The organism is Mesorhizobium sp. P2_E6, assembly GCF_056403835.1.
On the sequence record NZ_JBFUEQ010000009.1, the window covers coordinates 141,892 to 168,457 of the forward strand.

The 26,566-nt window shown below is 64.3% G+C and carries 23 protein-coding genes; 8 read left to right on the plus strand and 15 right to left on the minus strand.

Annotated features, from left to right (window positions below):
• Positions 1–2: 2 nt before the first annotated feature.
• From AC1D08_RS22995 to AC1D08_RS23005, 3 genes are read left to right on the plus strand one after another with little or no spacing between them, the layout of a single operon-like run.
• The gene (locus AC1D08_RS22995; RefSeq protein WP_457151869.1) at positions 3–1,988 is read left to right on the plus strand and encodes a hydantoinase B/oxoprolinase family protein; all 1,986 of its coding nucleotides are present in this window, start codon (positions 3–5) and stop codon (positions 1,986–1,988) included.
• Positions 1,985–2,287, plus strand: coding sequence for a (2Fe-2S)-binding protein (locus AC1D08_RS23000; protein ID WP_457151868.1), 303 nt, complete (start codon positions 1,985–1,987; stop codon positions 2,285–2,287). The genes AC1D08_RS22995 and AC1D08_RS23000 overlap by 4 nt, the downstream gene beginning before the upstream one ends.
• Positions 2,284–3,651, plus strand: a complete 1,368-nt coding sequence (locus AC1D08_RS23005; RefSeq protein WP_457151867.1) for an FAD/NAD(P)-dependent oxidoreductase — start codon at positions 2,284–2,286, stop codon at positions 3,649–3,651. The genes AC1D08_RS23000 and AC1D08_RS23005 overlap by 4 nt, the downstream gene beginning before the upstream one ends.
• 41 nt (positions 3,652–3,692) lie before the next feature.
• Here AC1D08_RS23005 and AC1D08_RS23010 read toward each other — a convergent pair whose 3' ends face one another.
• On the minus strand, positions 3,693–5,018 hold the full coding sequence (locus tag AC1D08_RS23010; RefSeq protein WP_457151866.1) for an NAD(P)/FAD-dependent oxidoreductase: 1,326 nt from the start codon (positions 5,016–5,018) through the stop codon (positions 3,693–3,695).
• Positions 5,019–5,244: 226 nt separating this feature from the next.
• On the opposite strand from AC1D08_RS23010, the gene AC1D08_RS23015 reads away from it, so the two are divergent.
• Positions 5,245–5,721 carry an Lrp/AsnC family transcriptional regulator gene (locus tag AC1D08_RS23015; protein WP_027167818.1) on the plus strand — a complete coding sequence of 159 codons (477 nt, stop codon included), beginning with the start codon at positions 5,245–5,247 and terminating at the stop codon, positions 5,719–5,721.
• 40 nt (positions 5,722–5,761) lie between these two features.
• Here the strand turns inward: AC1D08_RS23015 and AC1D08_RS23020 are convergent, their stop codons facing one another.
• The 8 genes from AC1D08_RS23020 to AC1D08_RS23055 form a co-directional block, all read right to left on the minus strand.
• On the minus strand, positions 5,762–7,417 hold the full coding sequence (locus AC1D08_RS23020) for an ABC transporter ATP-binding protein (protein ID WP_457151865.1): 1,656 nt from the start codon (positions 7,415–7,417) through the stop codon (positions 5,762–5,764).
• On the minus strand, positions 7,414–8,265 hold the full coding sequence (locus AC1D08_RS23025; protein WP_457151864.1) for an ABC transporter permease: 852 nt from the start codon (positions 8,263–8,265) through the stop codon (positions 7,414–7,416). Before AC1D08_RS23025 ends, AC1D08_RS23020 begins: the two co-directional genes overlap by 4 nt.
• Complete coding sequence (locus tag AC1D08_RS23030; protein WP_095091041.1) at positions 8,262–9,212, minus strand: ABC transporter permease; 951 nt, start codon at positions 9,210–9,212, stop codon at positions 8,262–8,264. Before AC1D08_RS23030 ends, AC1D08_RS23025 begins: the two co-directional genes overlap by 4 nt.
• A gap of 86 nt (positions 9,213–9,298) precedes the next feature.
• Entirely contained in the window at positions 9,299–10,909 is a 1,611-nt protein-coding gene (locus AC1D08_RS23035) for an ABC transporter substrate-binding protein (RefSeq protein WP_477424116.1), read from the minus strand.
• Positions 10,910–10,973: 64 nt separating this feature from the next.
• Positions 10,974–11,666 carry an HAD-IA family hydrolase gene (locus AC1D08_RS23040; protein WP_477424205.1) on the minus strand — a complete coding sequence of 231 codons (693 nt, stop codon included), beginning with the start codon at positions 11,664–11,666 and terminating at the stop codon, positions 10,974–10,976.
• A gap of 267 nt (positions 11,667–11,933) precedes the next feature.
• Complete coding sequence (locus AC1D08_RS23045) at positions 11,934–13,307, minus strand: aspartate aminotransferase family protein (RefSeq protein ID WP_457151148.1); 1,374 nt, start codon at positions 13,305–13,307, stop codon at positions 11,934–11,936.
• A 14-nt stretch (positions 13,308–13,321) separates the two neighbouring features.
• Entirely contained in the window at positions 13,322–14,161 is an 840-nt protein-coding gene (locus AC1D08_RS23050; protein WP_457151149.1) for a GNAT family N-acetyltransferase, read from the minus strand.
• Positions 14,162–14,342: 181 nt separating this feature from the next.
• A complete protein-coding gene (locus tag AC1D08_RS23055; RefSeq protein ID WP_457151150.1) occupies positions 14,343–14,483 on the minus strand; it encodes a hypothetical protein in 141 nt (46 codons plus the stop codon).
• Between AC1D08_RS23055 and AC1D08_RS23060 the strand changes: the two genes are divergently transcribed.
• Together AC1D08_RS23060 and AC1D08_RS23065 are read left to right on the plus strand one after the other, a co-directional pair.
• Positions 14,482–15,150 carry a haloacid dehalogenase type II gene (locus AC1D08_RS23060; protein ID WP_457151151.1) on the plus strand — a complete coding sequence of 223 codons (669 nt, stop codon included), beginning with the start codon at positions 14,482–14,484 and terminating at the stop codon, positions 15,148–15,150. The two genes, AC1D08_RS23055 and AC1D08_RS23060, sit on opposite strands and share 2 nt — an antisense overlap.
• A 16-nt stretch (positions 15,151–15,166) precedes the next feature.
• Entirely contained in the window at positions 15,167–16,441 is a 1,275-nt protein-coding gene (locus AC1D08_RS23065; RefSeq protein WP_457151152.1) for an NAD(P)/FAD-dependent oxidoreductase, read from the plus strand.
• A gap of 53 nt (positions 16,442–16,494) precedes the next feature.
• Here AC1D08_RS23065 and AC1D08_RS23070 read toward each other — a convergent pair whose 3' ends face one another.
• From AC1D08_RS23070 to argE, 6 genes are all read right to left on the minus strand, one after another.
• Positions 16,495–17,952 (minus strand): NAD-dependent succinate-semialdehyde dehydrogenase, encoded by a 1,458-nt coding sequence (locus tag AC1D08_RS23070; RefSeq protein WP_457151153.1) that lies wholly within the window; start codon positions 17,950–17,952, stop codon positions 16,495–16,497.
• Positions 17,953–17,969: 17 nt separating this feature from the next.
• Positions 17,970–19,013, minus strand: a complete 1,044-nt coding sequence (locus AC1D08_RS23075; RefSeq protein WP_457151154.1) for a tartrate dehydrogenase — start codon at positions 19,011–19,013, stop codon at positions 17,970–17,972.
• Positions 19,014–19,023: 10 nt separating this feature from the next.
• Positions 19,024–20,487, minus strand: coding sequence for an aldehyde dehydrogenase family protein (locus AC1D08_RS23080; protein WP_457151155.1), 1,464 nt, complete (start codon positions 20,485–20,487; stop codon positions 19,024–19,026).
• Between the two features lie 152 nt (positions 20,488–20,639).
• Entirely contained in the window at positions 20,640–20,993 is a 354-nt protein-coding gene (locus tag AC1D08_RS23085; RefSeq protein ID WP_457151156.1) for a cupin domain-containing protein, read from the minus strand.
• A gap of 23 nt (positions 20,994–21,016) precedes the next feature.
• Positions 21,017–21,940: a 2-hydroxyacid dehydrogenase gene (locus AC1D08_RS23090; protein ID WP_457151157.1), complete on the minus strand. Its 924-nt coding sequence runs from the start codon at positions 21,938–21,940 to the stop codon at positions 21,017–21,019.
• A gap of 12 nt (positions 21,941–21,952) precedes the next feature.
• Positions 21,953–23,080 (minus strand): acetylornithine deacetylase, encoded by a 1,128-nt coding sequence (gene argE, locus AC1D08_RS23095; RefSeq protein ID WP_457151158.1) that lies wholly within the window; start codon positions 23,078–23,080, stop codon positions 21,953–21,955.
• A 242-nt stretch (positions 23,081–23,322) separates the two neighbouring features.
• Between argE and AC1D08_RS23100 the strand changes: the two genes are divergently transcribed.
• Together AC1D08_RS23100 and AC1D08_RS23105 are read left to right on the plus strand one after the other, a co-directional pair.
• Positions 23,323–24,225 (plus strand): GNAT family N-acetyltransferase, encoded by a 903-nt coding sequence (locus AC1D08_RS23100; RefSeq protein ID WP_457151159.1) that lies wholly within the window; start codon positions 23,323–23,325, stop codon positions 24,223–24,225.
• 862 nt (positions 24,226–25,087) lie between these two features.
• Positions 25,088–26,146: an alpha-hydroxy acid oxidase gene (locus AC1D08_RS23105; protein WP_457151160.1), complete on the plus strand. Its 1,059-nt coding sequence runs from the start codon at positions 25,088–25,090 to the stop codon at positions 26,144–26,146.
• Positions 26,147–26,566: the final 420 nt, after the last annotated feature.

Genomic DNA, 26,566 nt, shown 5'->3' on the forward strand with positions numbered 1-26,566 from the left:
CCATGTTTGACCGGACAAACCTGCAGGTTCTGGCGAACCATGCCCGCGCGGCGGCCGAGAACATGGCCCACACATTGCACCGCACCGCGCACTCCGCCTTCGTCAAGGAGACGCAGGACTTTACGGTGATGCTGATGGACCGTTCAGGCGCGACCTTCGCCGTGCCGATGGACCTCGGCGCCACCTGGTATCCGGGGCTTTCGTATCACCGCGCGATCGCGATGGTCGACAACTACCGGCCGGGAGACGTTGCGTTCACCAACGATCCCTATTCCGGCCACGTCGCCACGCACGCGCCCGACACGCATCTGTGGAAGCCGGTCTTCGTCGACGGCGAGATCGTCGCCTGGACCGGGGGGCATATCCATAACACCGACATGGGCGGGGCCGTGCCGGCTTCGCTCAGTCGGGCGCTGACCGAGATCCATCAGGAAGGGATTCGCTTTCCTCCGATGAAGTTGGTGAACGAGGGCGTCTTCGACGAGACGATCCTGCGGATCATGAGCACCAATGTGCGCAAGCCCGACCTCAACATAGGCGACATCAAGGCGCTGGTCGGCGCGCTCAACACCGGCGAGCGCAAGATCCAGGCGATGGTGAGGAAGTTCGGCAAGGCCGGCTTCATCGAAGGCGTTTCCGCTCTTCTCGACCATGCCGAGGCGCAGGCGCACGACGTGCTGCGCGCCATGCCCGACGGCACATGGGAGTTCGCCGATTATGCCGATGAGGATTCGGTCGAGGCCAATCCCTGCCGGCTGAAGCTGACGCTGACGATCAAAGGCGACGAGGCGGTGCTAGACTTCACCGGCTCCGATCCGCAGCTCGGCTCTTCGCTCAACGTGCCTTCAGGTGGCGACCCGCGCCACACCATGCTGCTGGTGGGTGTCTACTACGTCCTCTACACATTCAACCCGAAGCTCCTGCTCAATACGGGCCTCACCCGGCCGTTCACCTGCATCGCACCTACGGGTTCGGTGTTGAACCCGGTATACCCCGCCGCCGTGGGCATGCGCTCGCTCACCTGCGCCCGGCTGCGGTCGGTCATCTTCGGCGCCTTCTCGCAAGCGGTGCCGGACCGCCTGCCAGCGGCACCCGCCGGCAACAACTGCATCGTTAACGTCATGACCACGGACGAACGTACCAGCCGGACCGTGATCGCGGCGGTGAACCCGGTGGTGGGCGGCGGTGGCGCGATGCCGCATCGCGACGGGACCAATGGGTCGGGCGCCGATGCCGCCTATCTCAAGAACACGCCGATCGAGATCACCGAGACCGAGACCCCGGTCGAATTCGTGAAATACGGGCTCGCCATGAACAGCGGCGGTGCGGGCCGTTGGCGTGGCGGCCTGGCGACCGAGATGGCCTTCCGTGTCTTCGCCCCCGACTCAAGGATCACGGCGCGCAACCGGGACCGCGGCTTCTTTCGTCCCTGGGGCGTGCTGGGCGGCAAGGCGGCCGGCCTGTCTGACATGGTCGTCAATCCGGGAACCGAGCACGAGCGGCGACTGGGCAACATCGACACGGCGGTGCTGCAGCCCGGCGACGTGCTCGATATCCGTTCCGCCGGAGGCGGCGGGCGCGGCGATCCGCATGGGCGCGAGCCCTGGCGCGTCGCGCAGGATGTGCGGCGAGGCTATGTCTCGCCAACGGCTGCCGAGCGCGACTATGGCGTCGTCATCCGCGACGGCGAGGTCGACGAGCAAGCGACGGAAAGGCTGCGCGCACGCCAGGGGCCAGCCGCCGGCCATTTCCATTTCGGTCCGGAGCGCGACGGTTACGAAGCGCAGTGGACCCCAGCGGCCTATGACCGGCTTACCGCCATACTGAGGGATTTGCCGATCCATTGGCGGTTCTTCGCCAAGACGGAGATCTTCCGCCGCATGAAGGGACGTTCGGGGCCGGAGGGCGTCCAGGCGGCGTTCGATGCGGCCTGCGAGCGGTTCCCCGAACTGCCACGTCCTCGCCCCGTGCGAGAAGCAGCAGAATGATCACCGCCGGCCGCATCGTCCGGCTGGCCGAGCGCGACCGGGCGCAGTTGCATTTCTTTCTCGACGGGCAGATGCGCAGTGCACTGGCGGGCGACACCGTGCTGACCGCCATGCTGGCATCAGGGTACGCGTTGCGAAAGTCCGAGTTCGGACCAGAGCCGCGCGCCGGCTTCTGCCTGATGGGAGCCTGCCAGGATTGCTGGGTATGGCAGGACGAGGGACCGCGCCTGCGGGCTTGCTCGACACTTCTCAGCGAAGGCATGCGGTTGCGCACGATGCCACCGGAGCGCTGGCCGTGAGCGAGACCCCGCCGCCGCGGATCGTGATCGTGGGCGCCGGTCCGGCTGGCATAAGGGCCGCCGCGACGCTTGTGGAGGCCGGGCTCCACCCGGTGGTGATCGACGAAGGGCAGCGCGCAGGCGGACAGATCTATCGCCGCCCGCCCGCCGGCTCCACCCGCACATCGGAGCAACTCTACGGGTCGGAGGCGGCGAAGGCGCGAGCGCTGCATTCGCTCTTCGACCGGCTGGCCGCAGAGGGGCGGCTCACCCATTGTGCGGCGAGCTCGGTCATCGCAGTGCATGAGGGTCGGCTGCACGTGCTGGGGGAGGGTGGTGTGCAGGTGGTCTTCTATGACCGCCTGATCCTTGCCACCGGCGCATCCGACCGTGTCGCTCCGGTGCCGGGCTGGCAGAGCGCCGGCGTCTATAGCCTTGGCGCGGCGCAGATCGCGCTCAAGGCGCAGGGCGTCGCTCTTGGGCGGCGGATCGTCCTTATGGGATCGGGTCCTTTGCTGACGCTGGTCGGCGCCCAACTGGTCAAGGCTGGAGCGGATGTGGCAGCAGTGCTCGACACGTCTCCCTGGCATCAGCAGATGCGCGGGTTCTGCCAGCTTGCCGCCCGGCCGTTCGTCACGCTGCGCGGTCTGGCCCTGCGGACGAGACTCGGCGGCCGCTACCATGCGGGCGTGACGCTCGAACGGATCGAGGCCGACGGGAAAGGTGTCACAGCGATGCGCTGGCGCGACGCCGGCGGCCGGGAGCACCGCACCTCTTGCGACATGATCGGCATGGGCTGGCACCTGCGGGCAGAGACGCATCTGGCCGACCTTGTGGGATGCACCTTCACCTATGACGAGCAATGGCGGCAATGGCTGCCAAGGACCGACCAGATGGGTCGTGCCGGCAACGGAGTCTACCTTGCCGGCGATGGGGTTCGTCTTCTGGGAGCGGATGGCGCGGAGATCGCTGGGCGTCTCGCGGCTGCGGCATGCCTTGCCGATCTCGGAATTCCTGCGTCCGCCACCGGCGTCGATTTGCGCAAGCTGGCACGGCTCGAGCGCTTTGCCCGCGGCCTGGCTTACGCCTTTCCCTGGCCGGCAGCGATGGCGCGGGCACTTCCCGATGAGGCGGTCGTCTGTCGCTGCGAGAACGTGACAGCCGGAGCCGTACGCCAGAGCGTGGATTTCGGCGGCGGCGAGGCCAACAGGGTGAAATCGCTATCGCGCGTCGGCATGGGGCGATGCCAGGGGCGCTACTGCCAGTTGGCTGCCGTCGAACTCGTGGCGGCGCAGGCCGGCTGTGCGGCCGACGCTGTCGGCCGGTTCCGCGGACAGGCGCCTGTCCGGCCGGCGCCTGTCGGTGCCTTCCTCCGGGACGGCTGATGCAATTCCGGAGTCCACACCAGGAAGACATGGATCACGTCTCAGAAATCGGCGACCTTCCCCCAGGCTGAAGCGTCGAAGCGCCGGGGATCATAGGAATTCGGATCGACGATCGGTTCCGACCCGGTCACCAGATCGGCGACGAGGTGACCGGCGCCCGGGCCGATGCCGAAGCCGTGTCCCGAAAATCCGGCAGCCAGGAAGAAGCCCGGCACCGTTTGGATCTCGCCGATGGCGGGCACGCCGTCCGGCGTGCTGTCGATGTAGCCGGCCCAGGCCGCGCTGATCTTTGTTTGGCGCAGTGCCGGCAGCAGCTCGAGCGCCCGGGTGTGCGTCAGGCGGATGGTCGCCTGATCCGGGGTCGGATCGAGGATGCGCATCCGTTCCATCGGCGTCGGCTGGTCGAGCCGCCAGCAACCGAGTGTTTCGTGGCCCGAGCGCATGCCCTGCAGACCGCCGGGTGCGAGGCTGCGCCAGCGCTTCAGGAACATGGGCAGGAACTGCGACGAGAAGCGCAGCTGCTGCGGCGTCACGTCCACCCGGCCGCGTCCGCTTATGGCGAGCGTGTAGCCGCCGTCGCCGCGACGCGTGGCCGAGATCCTTGCCGTGTGCAGCGCATCCGGCAGACCTTCGGCACCCGGCGAGACGGACAGGATGGAGGAACGGATCGACGCCTGCGGAAAGCGGAAGTCGAACTGCCGGCAAAAAGAGGAGGCCCAGGCGCCGCCGGCTAGGACGGCCAGCTTCGTCCGGATCGTTCCGCTTTCGGTGACCACGCCGCTCAGGCGGCCGCCCTCGATCTCGATACCGCGCGCGGCGCAGCTCTGGTGCACGGAGCCCCCAAGCTTGAGAATGGCACGGGCGACCGAGGGCGCGGCGCGCGACGGGTCGGCGGTGCCGTCGGTCGGCGAGAAGACGCCGCCCTTCCAGGTCCGGCCCGTGGCGCGGCCCCGCTCGCTGGCCGCGGCGCTGTCGAGCATATGCGTGGTAACGCCGGCCGTTTTGGCGAAATCACGCCAGCGCGCCCAGCCGGCCAGTTCCGCCTCGTCGTCGCTGAGATAGAGCAGGCCGCAGCGGCGAAAGCCGGTGTCTTCGCCGGTTTCCGTCGCGAAGCTGTCCCACAGATCAAGGCTTCGGGTTGCCATCGGCAGTTCGCGGGCGTCACGATTCTGCTGGCGGCACCAGCCCCAGTTCCTGGAGGACTGCTCGGCGCCGATGCGTCCCTTTTCGACAAGCACGACCTGCATGCCGCGCCTGGCCAGATAGTAGGCCGCGAAGGCACCGACAATGCCGCCGCCGATCACCACCGCGTCCGCGGACTGGGGCAGTTCGCCGGATGTCTCGATTTGCTGCAGCGGCGCGCGCATGGTCCCTCTACGTTTGAAGCGCCAATCCTAGCGCGTTGCGCAGGCAGCCGCTGCCGCAGTTGAGGCCCAAGCAGAATTTTATTCCGGCAGCCCGGTTGAAATCGGGAGTCGCTGCGTTTCAAAGCGGTATCGCTTGGATGGACAGGCCGGCGGGCTGTGGTAGTGTCAATGGCTACTAGCAAGGCAGCATTTTGTGCTGTGGCGAGCGCGTTCTGCGGAGACGGCCGTGAAACTGGATCGGATCGATATCAAGATCCTCTACGAGTTGCAGAAGAACGGCCGCATCACCAATGTGGAACTGGCCGATCTGGTGCATCTGTCGCCAAGCCCGTGCCTGATGCGGGTCAAGAAACTCCAGTCGGAAGGCTACATCGAGGGCTATTCCGCACAGGTCAATATCGGCAAGCTCGGCCAGACGCTGACCGTGTTCACCGAAATCACCTTGAAGAACCATCGCCAGGTGGACTTCGCCCGCTTTCTCGCCGTCGTCGAGAAGATCGACCAAGTCATCGAATGCCACCTCGTGTCGGGCGGCTACGACTATTTGATGAAATTCGTCACCGCCGGCATAGCCGAGTACCAGACGATCATGGAGCGGTTGACCGACATGGATATCGGCATCGACAAGTATTTCAGCTTCGTGGTGCTGAAGTCTCCCATCGTCAAGGCGCACATGCCACTGCCCAGCCTGTTTCCGAGGTGAGGCGGCTGCTTCCTGAAACGGTGGCCCCTTATCGATGTAGTCAGCGGTGGCCGTACTGGCTGACGAGCTCGGGGTCGCGGACGAGGCCGTCCAGCCAGGTCGGGTCGAGCTTCGGCACCGAGGAGAACAGAAGCTTGGAATAGGGGTGGGTGGGCGCCGTCACCTTGTCGGGCGTGATCTGCTCCACCCGTTCCCCGTTGTACATGACCATGATCTCGTCGCAGATGGCCTCGACGACGGAGAGGTCGTGGCTGATGAAGATGTAGGAGAGTCCCAGCTCGCGCTGCAGCTCCTTGAGCAGCTCGATCACGGCGGACGCCACCACCGTGTCGAGGGCCGAGGTGATTTCGTCGCAGATGATCAGCTTGGGGTTGGCCGCCAGCGCCCGTGCGAAATTCACGCGCTGCTTCTGGCCGCCAGAGAGCTCCGATGGGTGACGGTAGCGCAGGCCCCTTGGCAAGCGCACCATGTCGAGCAGTTCGTCGACGCGCTTCGCGCGCGCCTGCCTGTCGAGGCGGTGATAGAAGGCCAGCGGACGAGAGATGATGTCTTCCACCGGCTTGGCCGGATTAAGCGCGGTATCGGCATACTGGAACACGATCTGCATCTCGCGCAGCTGGTCCCGACTGCGTTTCCTGGCGGCGCGCGGCAGGTCCTTGCCGTCGAAGACGATGTCGCCGGTCGCAGCAGGATGGATGCCTGCGATAACGCGCGCCAGCGTCGATTTTCCGCAGCCGGATTCGCCGATGACGCCGAGATTGCGCCCCTTCTCGACGACCAGGCTGACGGAATCGACCGCGCGGATGAGTGGCAGTCCGTCATCCCGAACCGGGCCGTAGCCGGCCGTCACATTGTCGATACGCAGCAGCTGCTTGGTCCCGGCATCTGCGTCCGCATGTGCTTGCCGCGGCTTCGGTTCGAAGGCGGCCAGCAGTTCGCGCGTATAGGGATGCTGGGCAGCCGAAAGGATTGCTGCGGTAGTGCCGGTCTCCTGCACTTCGCCGCCCTTCAGCACCACGATGCGGTCGGCGATCTGGGCCACGACCGCGAGGTCATGGGAAACATAGACACCCGCCACGCCGCCCGCCCGCATGACCGACTTGAATGCCTTCAGCACGTCGATCTGCGTCGTCACGTCGAGTGCCGTCGTCGGCTCGTCGAAGATGACCAGCTTGGGATCGCTGATGAGCGCCATGGCCGCCGAGAGCCGCTGCAACTGCCCGCCCGAAACCTGGTGCGGATAACGGGTACCGATCCCTTCCGGGTCGGGCAGAGACAAAGCCCTGAACAGCTCGACCGCACGCTGCCGCGCCTGTTCGGGCGGCATCAGCTTGTGGATCCGCGTGACCTCGATGACCTGCTCCATGATCGTGGAGGAGGGGTTGAACGAGGCGGCGGCACTTTGCGGGACATAGGCAATGTCGGTCCCGCGCAGCCTGGCGCGTTCCTTTTCGGAAAGGGCAGCCATGTTCTTGCCGCCAACATTGATCTCGCCGCTGGTGATCCGGCAGCCGGGCCGCGCATAGCCCATCAGCGAGAGCGCCACCGTAGTCTTGCCGGAACCGCTTTCTCCGATCAGGGCGACGATCTCACCGTCGGCGATGTCGAGGCTGACGCCCTTGATGATTTCGACAAGCCGTCCGGAGTCGGTTTTCGCCTCGATCCGCAGGTTCCTGACCTCGACGAGATTGCTCATGCGTCCCGGTCCCTGATCTTCTGCGGCAGGTTGTCGATCAGCAGGTTGACGCTGATGGTGAGGCTGGCGATTGCCAACGACGGCACGATGACGGCGGGGGCCGCGAAAGGCAGGCCGCCGATGTTCTCGCGCACCAGCGCGCCCCAGTCGGCGAGCGGCGGCTGGAGACCGAGTCCCAGGAAGGACAGGCCGGAGAGCAAAAGCACGATGAAGACGAAGCGCAGGCCGAAGTCGGCCAGCACCGGGCGGATGATGTTGGGCAGGATTTCAGACCCGATGAGGTAGAGGGTGCTCTCGCCGCGGACACGGGCGACGGTGATGAAGTCCATGGTGTTGATGTTGACGGCGAGCGCGCGCGCAAAGCGGTAGGCGCCGGGGATATAGATGACGGCGAGCGTCACGATCAGCACCGGGATCGACGAGCCGACCGCGGCGACGACCACAAGGCCGAACAGCTTGCTGGGGATGGAGTTCATGGCGTCCAGGAAGCGGCTGAGGCAGGTGTCGAGCCAGCCACCGGTGACGGCCGCAATCATCCCCAGCACGACGCCCGAAAAACAGGCGATGGAGACGGCGGCGAGCGATATGCCGACGGTGTAGCGGGCGCCCATCAGAACTCGCGAGAGCATATCGCGCCCAAGATAGTCCGAGCCGAGCCACAGTCCCTGGCGCATCGGGCCGAAATAGTCGTCGTCGACTATGTCGCCGATCGAATGGGGAATCACGTAGGGCGCAAGGATCGCGACGAGCGTCCAAGCCAGGATGACCAGAGCGGCCACGACGCCCACGAGGCTGTAGCTGTGGCCCAGGAAGGACCGCCGAGAGGTTGTCACGCGCGCTGTCGTCATCTGAGCCTCGGGTTGGACATGATGGCGACGACGTCGGCGGCGGTGATGAGAAAGAGATAGCCGAGGCAGAAGATCATCGCGCAGCTCTGGATCAGCGGCAGGTCGCGGGTGGCGACCGCATCGACCATCAGCTTGGCGATGCCGGGATAGTTGAAGATCGTCTCGACGATGATGACGCCGCCGACCAGATAGGAAAGCGAAAGAGCTACCGCGTTGACGATCGGCCCGAGCGCATTAGGGAGCGCGTGCCTCAGGACCATGCGGCTGCGCGAGGCGCCTTTCAGAAGCGCCATCTCGACATAAGGCGTGGAGAGCGTCTCGATCACCGCGGCGCGGGTCATGCGGATCATCTGGGCGGAGATGACGAAGGTGAGCGTGATCACCGGCATTGCATAGATGCGCACGAGATCGGTCAGCGAATGCGCCTCGTTGACCGAGGACAGCGCCGGCAGCCATTTGAGATAAACGGCGAAGAGCAGGACCGCGAGGGTCGCGACCATGAATTCCGGCACGGAGATGACGCCGATCGACAGGATGGTGACCGTGCGGTCGTAGACGGAGCCGCGCAACATGGCGGCGGTGATGCCGAGCGTCAGCGCCAGTGGCACCGAGAGCAGCGTGGTGATGCCGGCGAGCTTCATGGTGTTGACCAGGCGCCCGCCGATCAGCGCCGCAACAGGCATCTCGTTGGCATAGGAGGTGCCGAGGTCACCATGGAGCAGGCCGAGAAGCCAGAGCAGGAAGCGCAGGATCGCCGGATCATTAAGATGCATAGCCTCACGCAGGCCGGCGACCGCTTCAGGAGTCGCCGCCTGGCCGAGCAGGATCGACGCGGTGTCGCCGGGTAGCATGCTGGTGGCGAAGAACACGGCGAACAGCACGATCAAAAGTGTGACGGCCGCGATCCCCAGCCGCTTCAGCACGAGGTTGAGAACCCCAGATGTCATGGAAGCGCTCCCTGCGGTTGTTCGGCCAAGCAATCTTGCGCAATGAACTGCCGGGGGCTGGCTGACCGGCCCCCGGCAGGCGTCTCTCAGGCTTCAAGCCAGAGATATTCTGCCATTGCGTAGCCCATCATGCCACCGAGCGGGTTCGCCTCCAAACCCTTCACCTTACTGGAGAGGGCATCCACGTTGGAAATGTAGGCCGGGATGATGGTGCCGGCCTCCTCGGAGACCATAGCCTGCATCTGGCCGTAGATCTCCTTGCGCTTGGCCTGGTCGAGCGAGCCGCGCGCCTCGATGAGCATCTTGTCGAACTTCTCGGACTTGTACTGGCTTTCGTTCCAGGGCGCGTTGGAAGCGTAGAGGAGCGAGAACAGGATGTCCGGCGTCGGGCGCGGATTGATGTTGCCGAAATGGATCGGCGCCTTGAGCCAGTAATTGTCCCAATAGCCGTCGGCCGGGACGCGCTGGACGTCGAGTTTCATGCCGATATCCGCGCCGGCGGCCTGGATGATCACCGCCATGTCGATCGACGAGGTCGCGGCGTCGGAAGCGATCACCGGGATGGACTGGCCGAGCAGGCCTGCCTTCTGGAAGTGGAACTTCGCCTTGTCCGGGTCGAAAGCCTTCGGCTTGATGTCGGGATTGTGGAAGATGTTTGCCGGCGAGACAGGCTGGTCGTTGCCGATTTCGCCAAGGCCGCGCAACGCCGATTTGACGATCTGCTCGCGGTTGACGAGATACTTCATGCCGGCCACGAAATCGGCCTTGCTGCCCGGATCCATGTCGAGGCGGATGTTGAGGTCGGTATAGTTACCCGAGGTCGTCTTCGACAGCTCGAAGCCGTGCTGGCCGCCGATGAGCTTCATCGCGCGCGGATTGATCGAAGCCGCAAAATTGATGTCGCCGGAAAGCAGGGCGTTGACGCGGGCACTGTCGTCGCTGATGGCGATGAATTCGAAAGAGTCGAGATAGGGCTTGCCCGACTTCCAGTAGTTCTTGTTCTTGGTGACCACCGACCGCACGCCCGGTTCGAAAGCCTGGAGCACGAAGGCGCCGGTGCCATTGCCCTTGGAGAAGTCGGTGGTGCCGTCCTGGACGATCATGAAGTGATGCAGCGCCAGGATGGTCGGGAGGTCGGCATTCGGGTCGGCGAGCGTGATTTCGACGGTCGACTTGTCTACCGCCTTGAAGCCGCTCATCTGCGCGGCGATCTTGGCGACCTTGGAGCCGACCGCTTTGTCGAGATGGCGCTTCAGCGAGTAGACGACGTCGTCGGCGGTAAGGTCCTTGCCGTCGTGGAAGGTGACGCCCTTGCGCAGCTTCACCGTCCAGGTCTTGGCGTCCTTGCTGTCGAAGCTCTCGGCCAGCTCCATCTGCGTGACGCCATCCTTGTCGAGGAAAGTCAGGCGGTTGTAGAGCGAGCAGCAGCGGACATAGTCGGTGGAGAGCGACGCCTTTGCAGGATCAAGCGTGTCGGCGGTCGATGACGACCAGCCGGCGGCTTTGAAGTTTCCGCCGGAAACCGGCTCAGCGGCGACGGCATTGGTGGCGCGGCCGAGCACCAGGCTGCCCGCGGCAACCGCGGCGCCGCCGGCCAACAGCATCTTGAGAAGTTCGCGGCGGTTCGCGCCCCGCCGAATGGCGTTTTCGACCATGGCATCGTCTGCGCTGGTCCAGTTCGTGATCTTGTCGGTCATGTTATTCCCCTTTCTGTTTGTTTGGTCGGGATGCTCGTCTTGTTGCGGCTTTCCGGGCTTGGGCTCAGGTTCGTTCCTTCAGGCTTTCCCGCACGGCCGACGCCAATGCGGCCATTGAGGTGAAGTGGTAGTCCGGGGCGGTGAAGCGCTCCGGCTCGATCGTGCCGCCATAGCCCTTCTGGGCGTGCCGGCGTTCGATCCAGCAGTTGGTCAGGCCAAGTGTCCGGGAAATGCCGATGTCGTGATACTGGCTCTGCGCGACGTGCAGGATGTCGTCCTTGCGGTCACCCCGGGAGGCGACGAAATCAAAGACCTTCTGGAAGAACGCCGGATCCGGTTTCTCCGTTCCGGTATCGTCGGCGGTAAAGGTGGCGAAGAAGGGCGATCCCAACTGCTTCTCGAAATGATTGAGTGCCCAGCGCCGGGCATTGGTCATGGCAATCAGCTTGTGTGACTTCGCAAGCTCGGCCAATGCCGCCGCGCTGTCGGGAAAGCCTTGCCAGGTGCTGGCGGAGTCCTGCAGGCGGACGCCGTATTTCTCCTCGGCCGGCAGGCCGAGCCGCGGCGCGATGACCCTGTAGACACGCACGAGATCGTCAGGGAACAGCCCTGCATCGGGCATGTAGCGGGCCTGCCGGTACAGGGCCAGCGCGGCTTCGCCATTGATGGAAACGCCAGCGTCACCGGCAATCCCGGCCAGGCAGGTGGTAATGCCGCCTTCGAAGTCGATCAGCGTGCCGACGACGTCGAAGGTCATGTATTTGAATTCGCTAAAGCCCCTGGCCAAGACTGGCTCTCCTCTGCGCGCGGCCGAATTGAATGGTGTTGAACAGAACAAAATTCCGTGCTGTCCGGGGCGTCGGCCTTTTCAAAAGCTCGGAAATTCGGGCCTTCTGGCCTTGTCTTAAGGACAGTCTGGCACTTCCCCCGCGCTGGATTCGCCGAAAAGGCGTGAGGGAGCGGCACAAAATTGCGAAATCGTCTGCCCCGGCGCTATTTCGAAATACGCGGTATTCGTCGCCCGTCATGCCAGGGCCTGGCGGACATCAGCATCGTCCAATGTTTGGTCGAGCGTCCGGCGCGTGCGCTCGACGATAGCATCGATGTCGTCGTCGGTGCAGCAGAGCGGGGGAGCGTAGCCGATAACCCCATTCGCAAAGGCACGGATGATGAGACCGTTGTCCCACGCCCTGTCGAAGACGCGCCGCGCCGGCATGGCCGATGCGGGAAGCGGTGTCTTCCTCCTTTTGTCGACCACCAGTTCGATCGCGGCAAGCATGCCGCGACCACGCACGTCGCCCACCAGCGGGTGGTCTCTCAGGCCCTCCAGCCCCGCCATCAGGCGAGCGCCGGCCTTGATGCCGTTCTCCAGCAGGCCGTCTTCGTAGAGCTTCAACACCTCGAGCGCGACGGCGGCGCTGACGGGATGGGCGGAATAGGTATAGCCGTGGCCGACCGCAGAAGCGCCCGCGCCATCGGCGATGACGTTGTAGACATGATCGGCCATGAACACTGCGCCCATCGGAACATAGCCCGAGGTCAGCCCCTTCGCGGTCGTCATCAAGTCGGGAACGATGTCCTCGTCCGTGCAGGCGAAGAGAGGGCCCGTGCGGCCGAAGCCGGTGATCACCTCGTCGGCGATGAACAGGATGCCGTACTCCCGGCAGAGTTCGCGCATCGCCTTGATCCAGCCCTTCGGCGGGACGATCACACCACCCGACCCCTGGATCGGCTCGGCATAGAAGGCAGCGACCCGCTCCGGTCCGAGCTCCTCGATCTTGGCCTTCAGCGCGGCGAGCGATGCGGCGATGATCGCGTTCGCGTCCTCGCCTACCGGGTTGCGATAGGGGTAGGGCGAGGGGATCTTGTGTTGCCATTCGAAGGGAATGCCGAAACCGGCGTGAAAGGCGGGCAGGGCGGTCAGGCCCGCGCCGACCACCGACGATCCGTGATAGCCTTGCTCGATGGAAATAAACTGGTCGCGTTTCGGCTCGCCCCTGGCATTCCAATAATAGCGAACGAAACGGATCGTGCTGTCGACCGCGTCAGACCCGCCGAGCGTGAAATAGACGTGATTGAGATCCCCGGGCGCGCGTTCGGCCAGTTCCGAGGCGAGCCGGATGGCCGGCTCCGAACCGAGGTCGAAATAGGCGGTGGCGTAGGGAAGCTCGCGCATCTGCCTTGCCGCCGCCTCGACGATGCTGTCGTGGCCGTAGCCGGCATTGACGCACCACAGTCCGGCGAAACCGTCGACAAGTTGCCGGCCGGATGCATCGGTCACGGTCGCCCCCTTCGCCGATTTCAGCACGCGCACGCCGAGGGCCTCATGGCCACGGTATGAGGAGACCGGATGGATGAGATGGGCGCGGTCGAGTTCGATCAGGGAATTGGCGAGCATTGTTTTCCTCCGCGCTAGCCGAGCGCCTGATTGGCGAGGGCGTAAACTTTTGGCCTGGCCTGTTCCGCGCCCGTCTTGGGCGGACGGTCCATGGCGACGCCGCCGCCGGCATGGGCGAGGCCGATGTCTTCGAGCCAGCCGGCAATGCCGGTCCGGCTGTCGGTATCCACACGCAGAAAGGCGCCGGGGCGCGGCGCGGCGAAGAAGCTGATCAGGGCCCTGGCGTCCGCGGGACTTCCCGCGATGACCGGACCAATCACCTCGCCGCGTCCAAACGGGCGGATCGCGGCATAGGCGTCGATGGCGCCGTTGCGGCGGATAACCGCGAGTTGGCCGTGCTCGGCCAGCGCATCGATCAGGGCTTCGCGGTCGGCGCCATAGGCGTCGCGGTCCATCGCCTTGATGTCCGACAGATCGTCCATGCGTGCGGCTTCCACGTCCTCGGGCGCGCCGAGCTGTGCAACCGTGCCCTGATGCTGCAGGATCGTGCCGGAGGGCACAAAGCCCAGTTTCTGATAGAGAGGCATGCCGTCAGTCGTCGCGACGAGCCGCAGCGGACGGTCGCCGGCGAGGGCGAGAGCCTGATCCATAAGCCGGCGCCCGAGCCCCTTGCCACGCACGTTCCTGTCGACGATCACCATGTTGATCATGGCGCAATCCGCGCCGTAGGGCGTTACCAGGATGGTTCCGGTGACACGGCCCTCGTCGTCGAGCGCGACCGCGCCGCTTGAGAGCTGCAGCGCCATCTGCCAGTCCTGGGGGCGATGCGGCCACTTCTCCTGGCGAGAAAGCGCCACCGCTCCCTCGATATGGTCCGGCCCGAAGTCCTGGATTTCGATCTCGCCCTGCGGCATGAGGCATCCCTATCGTCTGCTGCCCAAGTCTCGGTCATCGGCGCGCCGCAGATCATCTGAAGGCTTTGGCTTCGACAGTATCTTTCGCCGTAGCGCGAGGCGTGCGCCGCATCTTGTGCTGGCACCCTCCACGGCGGACTTGCTTCACATCTCGCACGGCGCCGCTTCGGCACGGCAAATGCTACAGCGTGCCAAACCGGATGGTGGATACGGAACTTTCTGCTTTCGGGAGGGCGATTTCGGTCAGGTGGGTCGCCACCAGCCGTCCTATGATGAAATACATCCCAGCGCGGATGTGCTTCCACCGGAGATCGACGGACATGGCTTCCTTCAGGCCCAAATACATCACCTTCGACTGCTACGGCACGTTGACCGATTTCCAGATGGCGGAAGCGGCGCGAGACCTCTACGGCAGCCGGCTCGACGAACCGCGCATGCAGGAGTTCATCAAGAACTTCGCGGCGTATCGGCTCGACGAGATCATGGGCGACTGGAAGCCCTATGCCGACGTCGTTCACAACGCGCTCGAGCGCTCCTGCAAGCGCAATGGCGTCGCCTTCAGCGCCGACGACGCCAGGATGGTCTATGAGCGTGTCCCGACCTGGGGACCGCACGCGGACGTCCCGGCCGGCCTGGCGAAGGTGGCCAAGGCGATTCCGCTGGTCATCCTGTCCAACGCCATGAACGCGCAGATCATGTCCAATGTCGAAAAGCTAGGCGCGCCGTTTCACGCCGTCTACACGGCCGAGCAGGCGCAGGCCTACAAGCCTCGCTTCCAAGCCTTCGAATACATGCTCGACATGCTGGGCTGCGGCACGGAGGACATCCTTCACTGCTCGTCTTCGTTCCGCTACGACCTGATGTCGGCCCACGATCTCGGCATAAAGAACAAGGTCTGGGTCAACCGGGGCCACGAGCCAGCCAACCCGTACTATGGCTATGTCGAGATATCAGACATTTCGGGTCTTCCAGGCGTGGTCGGTCTCTGAAACAGGCGGGTTGCCGATGAAGTTCGTCTCCTACTGGCACGACACGGCCCCTGTCTTTTCCGGCGGGGCGCAGGGCCCGGTCGAGGGGCACTACGATGCCGCCATCATCGGCGGCGGCTTCACCGGTCTCGCCGCGGCGCGCCAACTGGCGAAGGCCGGCGCCAAGGTGGCCGTGCTGGAGGCAGAACGGGTCGGCTGGGGCGCATCCGGTCGCAATGGCGGGCACTTGAACAACGGCCTCGCCCACAGCTATCTCTCGGCCAAGGCGGAGCTCGGCAAGGAACGCGCAATCGCGCTCTACCGGGCGCTCGACGACTCTGTCGATACCATTGAGGCGCTGGTCGCCGAAGAGGGCATCGACTGCAATTTCCGCCGTGCTGGCAAACTGAAGCTCGCCTCCAAGCCGCTGCATTTCGAAGCGATCGCCCGCAACTTCGAAGCTCTCCATGCCGAAGTCGATCCGGATACGGAGCTGCTGTCGGCGGCAGATCTCAAGTCCGAGATTGGCTCGCCCTTCTACGGCGCGATGCTGTCGAAGAAGAGCGCCATGATGCATATGGGCCGCTATGTGGCAGGCTTGGCCACGGCCGCCGCCCGCCACGGCGCGGTGATCCACGAGAACGCGGCGGTGACCGACCGCAAGCAGGCCGGCAACAGGCATGAGCTGACAACCTCCCGCGGGCGGATCAGCGCCGACAATGTGCTGGTGGCGACCGGCGCTTACACGACGCCGAATTTCGGCTATTTCCGCCGCAGGATCATCTCCGTCGGCAGCTTCATCATCGCTACAAGGCCGTTGAGCGACGACGAGATCGCTGCGACCATGCCCGGCAACCGGACATGCGTGACATCGATGAACATAGGCAACTACTTCCGGCTTTCGCCGGACAGGCGCCTGATCTTCGGCGGTCGCGCACGCTTCTCGGCGACATCGGACCAGCGCTCCGATGCCAGGAGCGGACAGATATTGCAGGCAGGCCTTGCGGCGATCTTCCCGCAACTGGCCAAGGTCGAGATCGACTATTGCTGGGGCGGGCTGGTCGACATGACCAAGGACCGTTTTCCGCGGGCCGGCTACCATGACGGTGTCTGGTACGCGATGGGCTATTCGGGCCACGGCGCGCAGCTTTCCACCCATCTCGGCATGATCCTGGCCGATGCCATGCTCGGCCGCGAGGACCGCAATCCGATGAAGGGGCTCGAGTGGCCGTCCATCCCCGGCTATTCTGGCAAGCCCTGGTTCCTGCCGATGGTCGGGCTCTATTACAAGATGCTAGACAAGATCCAGTAGAGGTTCCAGCAGAGGGCGGTCGCGGAAGGTCCGCACCGCCTCGTGGCTGCAGCTCAGCTCAGCCCGCCGATGTGAAAACTCTTCATCTCGAGATATTCCTCGATACCGGCCTGCGCGCCTTCACGCCCGAGGCCGGACTGCTTGACGCCGCCGAAGGGGGCCACCTCCATCGAGACCGTGCCGGTGTTGAGTCCCACCATGCCGAACTCCAATGCCTCGCCGACGCGCCAGGCGCGTTTCAGGTTTTCTGTGTAAAAGTAGGAAGCAAGCCCGTAGGGCGTGCCGTTGGCGAGCGCGATCGCTTCCTCTTCCGTCTCGAACCGGAAAAGCGGCGCGACCGGGCCGAACGTTTCCTCGCCGGCGAGCTGCATGTCTTTCGTGGCGCCGGTCAGCACCAGCGGCGCGACATATTGAGGGCCCTCCGGCAGCGCCGGCTTCTCGCTGATGATCACAGCACCTTTGGCGATCGCGTCGTCGACATGGCGGTTGATCTTCTCGACCGCCGCCATGTTGATCATCGGCCCGATGGTGACGCCAGGCTGCGTGCCGGGCCCCACCGTCATGGCGTTGACGCGGGCGGAAAGCTTCGCGGCGAAGGTTTCGTAGACAGTGGCCTGGACGAGAATGCGGTTGGCGCAGACGCAGGTCTGGCCGCCGTTGCGGAACTTCGAGACAAGCGCGCCCTCGACGGCGAGATCGAGATCGGCGTCGTCGAAGACGATGAGAGGCGCGTTGCCGCCGAGTTCGAGACTGAGCCGCTTAACGCTGTCCGCCGCGCCACGCATCAGCAGCGAACCGACCCGAGTCGAGCCGGTGAAGGAGATCTTGCGAACGGTCTCGTTCGCCATGATCTCGTTGCCGATTTCGGCCGGCATGCCGGTGACGATGTTGATGACGCCGGCGGGGATGCCCGCGCGCTCGGCAAGCACGCCGAGCGCCAGCGCCGAATAGGGGGTGAACTCGGATGGCTTGATGACCACCGTGCAGCCGGCGGCCAGCGCCGGCGCGACCTTGCGGGTGATCATCGCGTTGGGGAAGTTCCACGGCGTGATGATGCCGCACACACCGACCGGTTCCTTCAGCACGATGATGCGCCTGTCTGGCGTCGGCGAGGGGATGGTGTGGCCGTTGATGCGGCGGGCTTCCTCCGCGAACCATTTGACGAAGGACGCGCCGTAACGGATCTCGCCCTTGGCCTCGTCCAGCGGCTTGCCCTGTTCGGTCGTCAGGATCAGCGCGAGATCGTCCAGATGCGCGAGCATCAGGCCATGCCAGGCTTCCAGCAGGGAAGCGCGCTCGGCGTTGGTCTTCTTCTTCCAATCCGCGTAGGCGGAAGCGGCGGCCTCTATGGCCGCGCGGGTCTCCGGACCGGCCATGTCGGGCACCGTGCCGATCGCTGCCTGCGTTGCCGGGTCGACGACGTCGACCGTCCTCCCGGAGCCTGCAGCGACCCACTTACCGCCGATCAGGCCGGCTTCTCGGAAGAGACTTTTGTCTTTCAGGTTTTTCATCGAAAACGACCTTGCAATCAGGTGAGCGCCGCGACGATGGCGGCCGTGATGGTTTCCGTGGTGTCCTTGCCGGCAGTTGTTCCAACGCCTCGCGCGGTCGTCGCCTCGACTGCCTTCATGACGCGGTCGGCCGCGGCTTTTTCGCCGAGATGATCGAGCATCATTGCGCCGGACCAGATGGTGGCGATCGGATTGGCGATGCCGAGATGTGCGATGTCGGGTGCCGAACCGTGCACCGGCTCGAACATGGACGGCGCCGAGCGGTCGGGATTGATGTTGGCGGAGGCCGCGTAGCCGAGCCCGCCCTGGATTGCCGCGCCGATGTCGGTGAGGATATCGCCGAACAGGTTGGAGGCGACGACGACGTCAAGGCTCTCCGGCGCCATGATCATGCGCGCGGCGAGCGCGTCGACATGATAGCTGGTCACTTCGACGTCGGAGTACTCCGCGGCCAGCTTGCGGGTAATCTCGTCCCAGAACACCATCGAATATTTCTGCGCGTTGGATTTGGTGACGGAGGCGAGCTTGCCGCGCCGCGCCCGCGCCTGCTCGAAGCCGAAGCGCAGGATGCGCTCGACGCCGGCACGGGTGAAGATCGAGGTCTCCACGGCGACCTCGTCCAGCGTGCCTTGATGCACGCGCCCGCCGGCGCCCGAATATTCGCCTTCGGTGTTCTCACGGATGCACAATATGTCGAAGTTTTCCGCCCGCAGCGGCCCTGTCACGCCCGGCAGCAGGCGGTGCGGCCGGATGTTGGCGTACTGCACGAATGCCTTGCGGATCGGCAGCAGCAGGCCGTGCAGCGAAACGGAATCCGGCACCTCCGCCGGCCAGCCGACCGCGCCGAGAAGGATGGCGTCGAAGCCGCGCAAGGTGTCGATGGCATCCTCGGGCATCATGCGGCCGGTCTCCTTGAAGAAGCGGCAGGACCAGGGGAACACGGTGCCCGTCAGGGCAAAGCCGAAGTTTTTGGCAACGGTTTTCAGCACTGTCCAAGCGGCGGCGGTCACATCGCGGCCGATGCCGTCACCAGGGATCAGGGCGATCGAGTAGGTCGTCATCGGCATCACTTCAAAGGCTGATCAGGACACTCTTGGTCCTGCGGTTGGCGAGATAGGCCTCACGGCCAAGATCCTTGCCGATGCCGGACCGCTTGTAGCCCCCGGTTGGCAGGATATGGTCGCGCGAGCGGCTGTAGCGGTTGACCCAGACGGTGCCCGCTTCGAGCTTGCGCGCGAAGCGGATGGTACGGGACAGGTCGGAGGTGAAGAGGCCGGAGGCGAGCCCGTAGGTCGGATGGCAGGACAGTGCCAGCGCCTCGTCCTCGGTCTCGAAGGTCTGGACGGTCAGGACCGGACCGAAGATCTCCTCGACGATCGCTGGATTGGCCTGGTCGACATCTGTGATCAGCGTCGGCTCGTAGAAATAGCCGAGGCTGTCCATCGCGGCGCCGCCGGTCAGGCATTGGCCGCCGGCTTCGACCGCGGCCCGCACGATGCCGTCGATACGCGCCCGCTGCCGTTCCGAGATAACAGGCGAATACTGCGTCGCCTCGTCCCAGGTCGGGCCGGGCCGCACCGCCTTCATCTTCTCCAGGATCGTGGCCGTCAGCCTGTCGGCCAAGCTCTTCTCGACGATCAGGCGCGTGCCGGCCACACAGGCCTGGCCGGCATTGAAGGTGACGCTGCCGGCGATCGCCGTCGCTGCCTTCTCCAGATCGGCATCGGCAAAGACGATCTGCGGGCTCTTGCCGCCGAGTTCCAGCGTCATCGGCTTGACGCCGGTGCGAGCGACGTTTTCCATGATGGCCGAACCGGCGCGGGTCGAGCCGGTGAAGCTGACCTTGGCGATCTCGGGATGGCCGGTCAGCGCCGTTCCAGTCGTCAGGCCGTCTCCCAGGACTACGTTTATGAGCCCTGCCGGTAAGCCTGCCCTCACGGCGAGTTGTGCCATGTAGACTGCGGAAAAGGGCGTCATTTCCGACGGCTTCAGCACGACCGCATTGCCCGCGGCCAGTGCCGGACCAAGCTTCCAGCCAGCCATCGAGATGGGGAAGTTCCACGGCGTGATCGCGCCGACCACGCCATAGGGCTCGCTCATGATCATGCCGAGACTGGCTTCGTCGGTCGGCACCAGCTCGCTGCCTTCCTTGTCGGCGAATTCGGCAAAGAAGCGGATCTGCTCGGCGGTTATGGCAATGTCGCCGGCGACGAGCTGGCCGACGGGCCGCGTCGAGCACAGCGCCTCGATTTTTGCCAGCGTTTCGGCTTCCGCCTCGATCAGGTCGGCCCAGGCCTGGAGCGCCCTGGTGCGCTCGCGCGGCCGAACTCCGCCCCAGTTGCTGGTCTTCAGCGCCGCCTTGGCGCCCGCTACCGCCCGGTCGACCATTTCGACGCCGGCCACGGGGCTGACGGCGTATGCCTTGCCATCCGACGGGCGGCGCATCTCGATCGCACCCTCGGCCGCAATCAGCTCCCCGCCGATAAAATGGCCGACGGGAAGGGAGACGGTATCCGGGTCGAAGCTCAGGCCCATGGGCGCCCACTCTCAGCTGTTCTGGAGGAGCCTAGCCCGTGCAACAGCGCAGCATGCACCGTTCGAAGATCGGTCGCGGATGATTGTTGCGTGCTGGCGATGAGGGACGGCAAAATCTGTTGCGGAGGCCAGGGCCTCACGTGCGAACCCCATTATCCTACCGTGACGTAGATCTTGCGCACCGTTTCGATGGTCTTCCAGACGCCGGTGAAGCCGGGCTTCATCACGAAGCTGTCGCCGGCGCGGTAGGTCACCGTCTCGCCGGCGTCGGGCGTGATCTCGATCACGCCGGAAAGGATGTGGCAGAATTCGAAAGTCTCGCCCTTGATCGAGCGCGTCTCTCCCGGCGTCGCTTCCCAGACGCCGGTATGGACGAGATCGTCCTTGGCGGCGTCCTGCGCCCACGTCTTGAAGGCGGGGTCGCCGGCTATCAGCCGTTCGGGCAACGCCCTGGACTGGCGTGGCGGGAAAGATGGGGCGGTGTCGACGGTCTTGAGCAGGGACAAGTGATGGCCTTTCAGGTTGGATTTCAATAGCCGCGCGACCGGTCGATGAGCCCGATGGGGTCGAGCCCGGCGCGGTGGCGTCGGATGTTTTCGATGACGGCCCGCGCTGCAGTTGCGGGCTGGGTGACGCTGGCGACATGCGGGGTCAGGATGATCTTCGGATGCGACCAGAACGGATGGCCTGCGGGCAGCGGTTCGGGATCGGTGACGTCGATCATCGCCGCCGCAAGGTGGCCGCTGTTCAGCGCGACGAGAAGCGCTTCATGATCAAGCTGTGGCCCTCGGCCCGCGTGGACGAGCGCGGCGCCCTTGGGCAGTTTCGCGAACAGGTCGGCATCGAGAAAACCGCGCGTGTCTTCGGTCAGCGGCAGCAGACAGACCAGAATGTCGCTGGACGCCAGCGTTCGCTCCAACCCGAGCTCGCCGTGGTGACAGGTCACGCCGTCAATCTGCCGTGGCGAGCGGCTCCAGCCGGCGAGCGGGAAACCGAAGGGCTTCAGCCGGTCGAGGACGGCCTGACCGAGTTGCCCGAGGCCGAGCACGCCGATCCGGCGCGACCCAGCCTGCAGCTGTGGGATGTCACGCCATTCGCCGGCGCGTTGCTGTGCCAGATAGGCGGGCAGGTTGCGATGCAGGGCGAGCACGGCCAGCGTTACATACTCCTGCATCATGCGCACGATGCCTTCCTCGACCGTGCGCACGATCTTCACCTGTTCTGGTAAGGTATCGAGGCGGAACTGGTCTACGCCGGCGCCAATGGAGAACAGGATCTCCAGGTTCCTGTAGCGCGCGAGGTCTTCTGGCGCGGTCCAGGTAATGAGATAGCGTACGGAGTCAGGATCGACTGTTGCGGCATCCATAGTGAAGGGGACGTCCGGCAGTTCCTCGGCGAAGGCATCGGCGAAGATCGCTCCGCGCCGCGCATCGGAATTGAACAGGAATGTCATTCCGGTTCCCCTTCAAGCCGCGCAGCGGGCGCCCAGCGCCTCGATCAATCGCTGGCAGGCGGCGAGTTCGCTGGTGAGAATGTACTCATCCGGCTTGTGGGCGCGATCGATGTCGCCGGGGCCGCAGATGATCGCATCGACCCCGGCAGCCTGGTAAAGTCCGGCCTCCGTGCCGTAGCTGACGGCGGCAAGCGGCGCTTCGCCGGTCAGCTCGGCTAACAGTGCCGCCAGTGCCGCGTCCTGCGGCAGCGACAGCGCCGGATAGGCGCTCATCGGCGTCCACTCGACCCGAAAGCCATCTTCGGCCGCAAGGGCCTCGGCTCGCGCCTTGACCGGCGTGAGCAGGCTGGCCGGGTCGACGCCTGGAATGGCGCGCGCCTCAAGGTCCAGCGTGCAGGTGCCGGGAATGATGTTGACCGACTGTCCGCCTGCCACCACGCCCGCTTGCAGCGAGGAGTAGGGCGGCTCGAAGGCAGGGTCGAACGGACCGTTCGCCAGCCGCTCGGCTTCGCTCACGGCCGTGCTCAGCGCACCGGCCATGGCGTGGATGGCGTTGAGGCCGAGATCGGGCCGCGAGGAATGGCCTGAGCGCCCGTTGATCGTCACGCGGGCGGCCGCCTTGCCCTTGTGCCCGCGCACGGCGCGCATGCCGCTCGGCTCGCCGACGATGACACCGAGCGGCTTCGCGCAAAGTTCGGGGAGGCGGGCGATCAAATGCGGCACGCCGCGGCATCCGACCTCCTCGTCATAGGAGAAGGCAAGATGAATTGGCCTGGCCAGGCCCAGTCCCGTCAGCGCAGGCACGGCCGCGAGCGCCGCGGCCAGAAACCCCTTCATGTCAGTTGTGCCGCGTCCGTAGAGTCGCGTGCCCTCTCGGCGCAGCGCGAAAGGAGCCGAACTCCATTGCGGCTCGCCGGCGGGAACGACGTCCATGTGGCCGGACAGGATGTAGCCAGGGACATCGGCGGGGCCGATCGTCGCGAACAGATTGGAACGGTCGCCTTCTGGCCCCGGGAGCACCGTGACCTGCGCCCCGTGCTCTACGAGATGGGCCTCTATCCAGCCGGCGATATCACCGTTCGGCTTGCCTGCGACCGATGGAAAGGCGACGAGACGGTCGAGGATGTCGAAGACGTCCATTCCAGCCCTCAAAGCATTTCGGGTCCACCGGGATCGATACCGTCGACCATACGCTGCTAGATTTCCGGAGAGGATGTGCGCGTTCTTTCGCGATTGCGTGCCGAAAGCGGAAATGTTTCAGTTGAATCTAGCGTTGGTGCGCGGCTTTCGAGCAAATCGTACCGGTCTGCTTGTTTAGCGTTGGTAGGGGCAGAGGGTGGCCATCGGTGCGTCGCTCTCTGGTACGATAATCTTGCAGGGGCATGGACTTGAAGCCGTCCGGAAGCTTGAAAATCGATACGTTCTCGATGCGCGTCGGCGACATCGAAAGCGTCGAACTGGATCGCTTGCACGCGCTCTCGCTCTCCGTGGGATGGCCGCATCGCGCCGAGGACTGGCAATTCCTGCGCGAGTCGGGAGAAGGGTTCGTGGCGCTCGATGAGATCGGCCGGGTTCTCGGTTCGGCCATGTGGTTCGCGCATGGTGCCGATTTCGCAACCGTGGGCATGGTCATCACCTCGCCGCGGCTCCAGACCCTGGGGGCGGGGCAATGGCTGATGAAGCGGGTCTTCGACAAGGTCGTCGGCCGTGATCTGCGCCTCAATGCAACGCGCGCGGCAAGGCGGCTCTATCTCTCGCTCGACTTCCAGCCGGAGAAGACCGTTTATCAATGCCAGGGCATCGCCCGCGTGCCGACGACGGGTTGGCCGGCAAATATTCGAGGCGATGTCCGGACTTTGGACGCAAGGGATATTCCCGCCGTGATCGCGCTCGACGCGGCAGCATTTGGCGTAAGGCGGACGGCGCTCGTCGAACAGCTTTTCGCCCTCTCGGCCGGCTATGGTCTTTTCAAGAATGGCAGGCTGAACGCATTCGCGCTCTGTCGGCCGTTCGGGCGGGGCCATGTCGTGGGGCCGGTTGTGGCGGAAAGCGACGCGGATGCCGTGGCGATCGTGCGGCCGCACGTGGCCGACCATTCGGGGGCCTTCCTGCGCATAGACACCCACATGGACAAAGGCGAGTTCGCCGCCTTTCTGTCACACAGCGGAATGCCGGTTTTCGACACGGTTCTCACCATGTCGATGGGCAAACGCCTCGCCGATTTTGCCGTCGGCGGCGCATCTGCGCCGGTGACCTATGGCCTCGCCAGTCAAACTCTCGGGTAGTTTAGTCCAGGGCGCGGGCCGGCGCGGCGGTTCACGCCGGCACAATCGCGGCTAGCTGGGAGAACCGACATCGAGGCGAGACGGCTTTTTTTGCAACCATGCTGGACCAAACGCAGCAGGCCAAACTGGAAGTGTTACAGCCTTCCAAATTGCTTAAGGGGGCGTGGATCAATAGGGGTCATAGAATTAGCCGAGTTTCGATAGTGAAGCGTCGCGGAACCATACGAAACGATGCGGGAAGATTTCTGATTTTGGCCCACGAAAAATTAAATAAAATCAACGTTCTTGATACGTCCTCCGGGCCCACCAATACCTTTTCGAGATAAAGAGTATCAGCCTGGGTGGCAAAGGAGCAGAACATCAAGGTGAGCCGACGTGCGTGAGGATGTTGCTCTGTGCGGCTCCTTCGCCCAACGCCCCGTGAAAGTGCTACCTATTGTGACACCTAATTGTGATACAAATCGAGACCAGAGGCAGAAAAAAGACAATAAAAACAATATCTTGTAGAAGATGTTGATCCCAGCCAGCGGTACCAATAAATTCAGTGGTTTGTCGCATGGGGTAGGGGCGTCCTTGCCCGCTTCATGTCACACCTATGTTGCAACTGGCTACCGTTGATTTCCAAGGGTTTCCTGCGACTATCGGCAAGTCCGTGCGACATCCCCAAAAACGGCGGCGGCGCCGGGGTGAGGTTGAGCAAGCCATGAGGCTGATCAGATCATTGGTGAGACGTGCGCCGGAATGGCTGCTGCTTCAGTGGGAAAAGGCGCGGCGACGCCAAATCCTCAAGCGCTACCCCCCTTTTGGGGAGCCGGCGTGGGGTCAGCAGCCGACTTTTTTGAGATACTGATCGGATTGGTCCATGCCACTTGATATCGAAACTCGGTTTCTCTGCCTGGCGGATTTTGAACCCGCGGCGCGGGAGCTATTGCCGCACGCGGTTTATGAGTTCATTGCCGCCGGTGCTGGCGAAGAAATCACCAAGCGTGACAATGAAGCCGCATTCGACCGCATCAAGTTAAGGCCGCGCGTGCTTCGCGATGTGACAAGACTTGATACCGGGATCACGCTCTTCGGGCAAAGTCTGCCGCATCCGATCATCCTAGCCCCAATAGCATATCAGCGGCTGGCGCATCCGGAAGGCGAGGTGGCCGCGGCGCGCGGCGCCGGAGTGGCGGAAGCGGTGTTCACTCTGGGCACGACGGCGACGGCGGCGATCGAGGATTGCATGGCGGTGACCCAGTCTCCAGTCTGGTTCCTTCTCTATTGGCAAAGCGATAGCAGTTTCAATGGCGAACTCGTATCGCGCATGGCCGCACTGGGCGCAAAGGCGATCAGTGTGACGGTCGACATGCCAACACCAGGCGATCGCCGCAGGCAGTTCCGGGCAGGATTCAAAATTCCCGACAGCCTCGCAACGCCATACTTCAAGGACCGGAACACCGGCGTCCTCAAAGTTGGCACTGCGCAGCGGCGCGCCATGCCGACCTGGGCGGATATTGCCTGGCTGCGTTCTCTGACAACCCTGCCGCTTATCCTGAAGGGCATCCTCGATCCTGACGATGCCGAGCAGGCGATCGGAACCGGTGCCGATGCCATCGTCGTCTCGAACCACGGTTCGCGCAACCTCGACACCCTGCCGGCGACCATCGACGCCCTGTCCGCCATCGCGGATCGGGTGGCCGGGCGGATTCCCATCATCCTCGACGGCGGCGTGAGGCGTGGCACCGACGTTTTGAAGGCAATTGCCCTGGGGGCAAGCGCGGTCATGATTGGCCGCCCCTATGTCTACGCACTGGCAACGGATGGTGCCGAGGGCGTAGCCCATTGTGTCAACCTGCTTCGCCGGGACTTCGAGGTCGCAATGGCGCTTACCGGCCGGGCGCGGATCGGCGAGATCGACCGGTCGGTAATCTGGTGAAGCCGGACCTATTCCTTAGCGCTCTGATGGCGGCTGTGGTCCTGTCTCAAAGACGATTGACGAAGCACTCTGCCAGTTCCAGCAACCCCGCCGCACGCTCTGGAAACGGCCGGCGTCGAGTTCATCGCAGAGAGCGCCCTAGCATAGCGCCTCGTGCCCCTCAGATGTTCCTCTCGAAGGTATGAGCCACGATCGGATCTGGCGTCGATAGCTCAAATCCTTTAGCTGCCATAAAGGTCAGAACGATAGCCACAGCTATCGATGCAATCACGGTGGCGGTGCGAGCTATGATTCTCATGATCTCTACCCAAAGCTCCAGCAAATTCTCTCGGACGGGTAGGTCCGCCTTCTAAGGTCGGGATGCTCGCGGCGGATTGCAACTAACCCTTAGTCTAGGTCCAGCTTCGGCGCGCTTGGCAA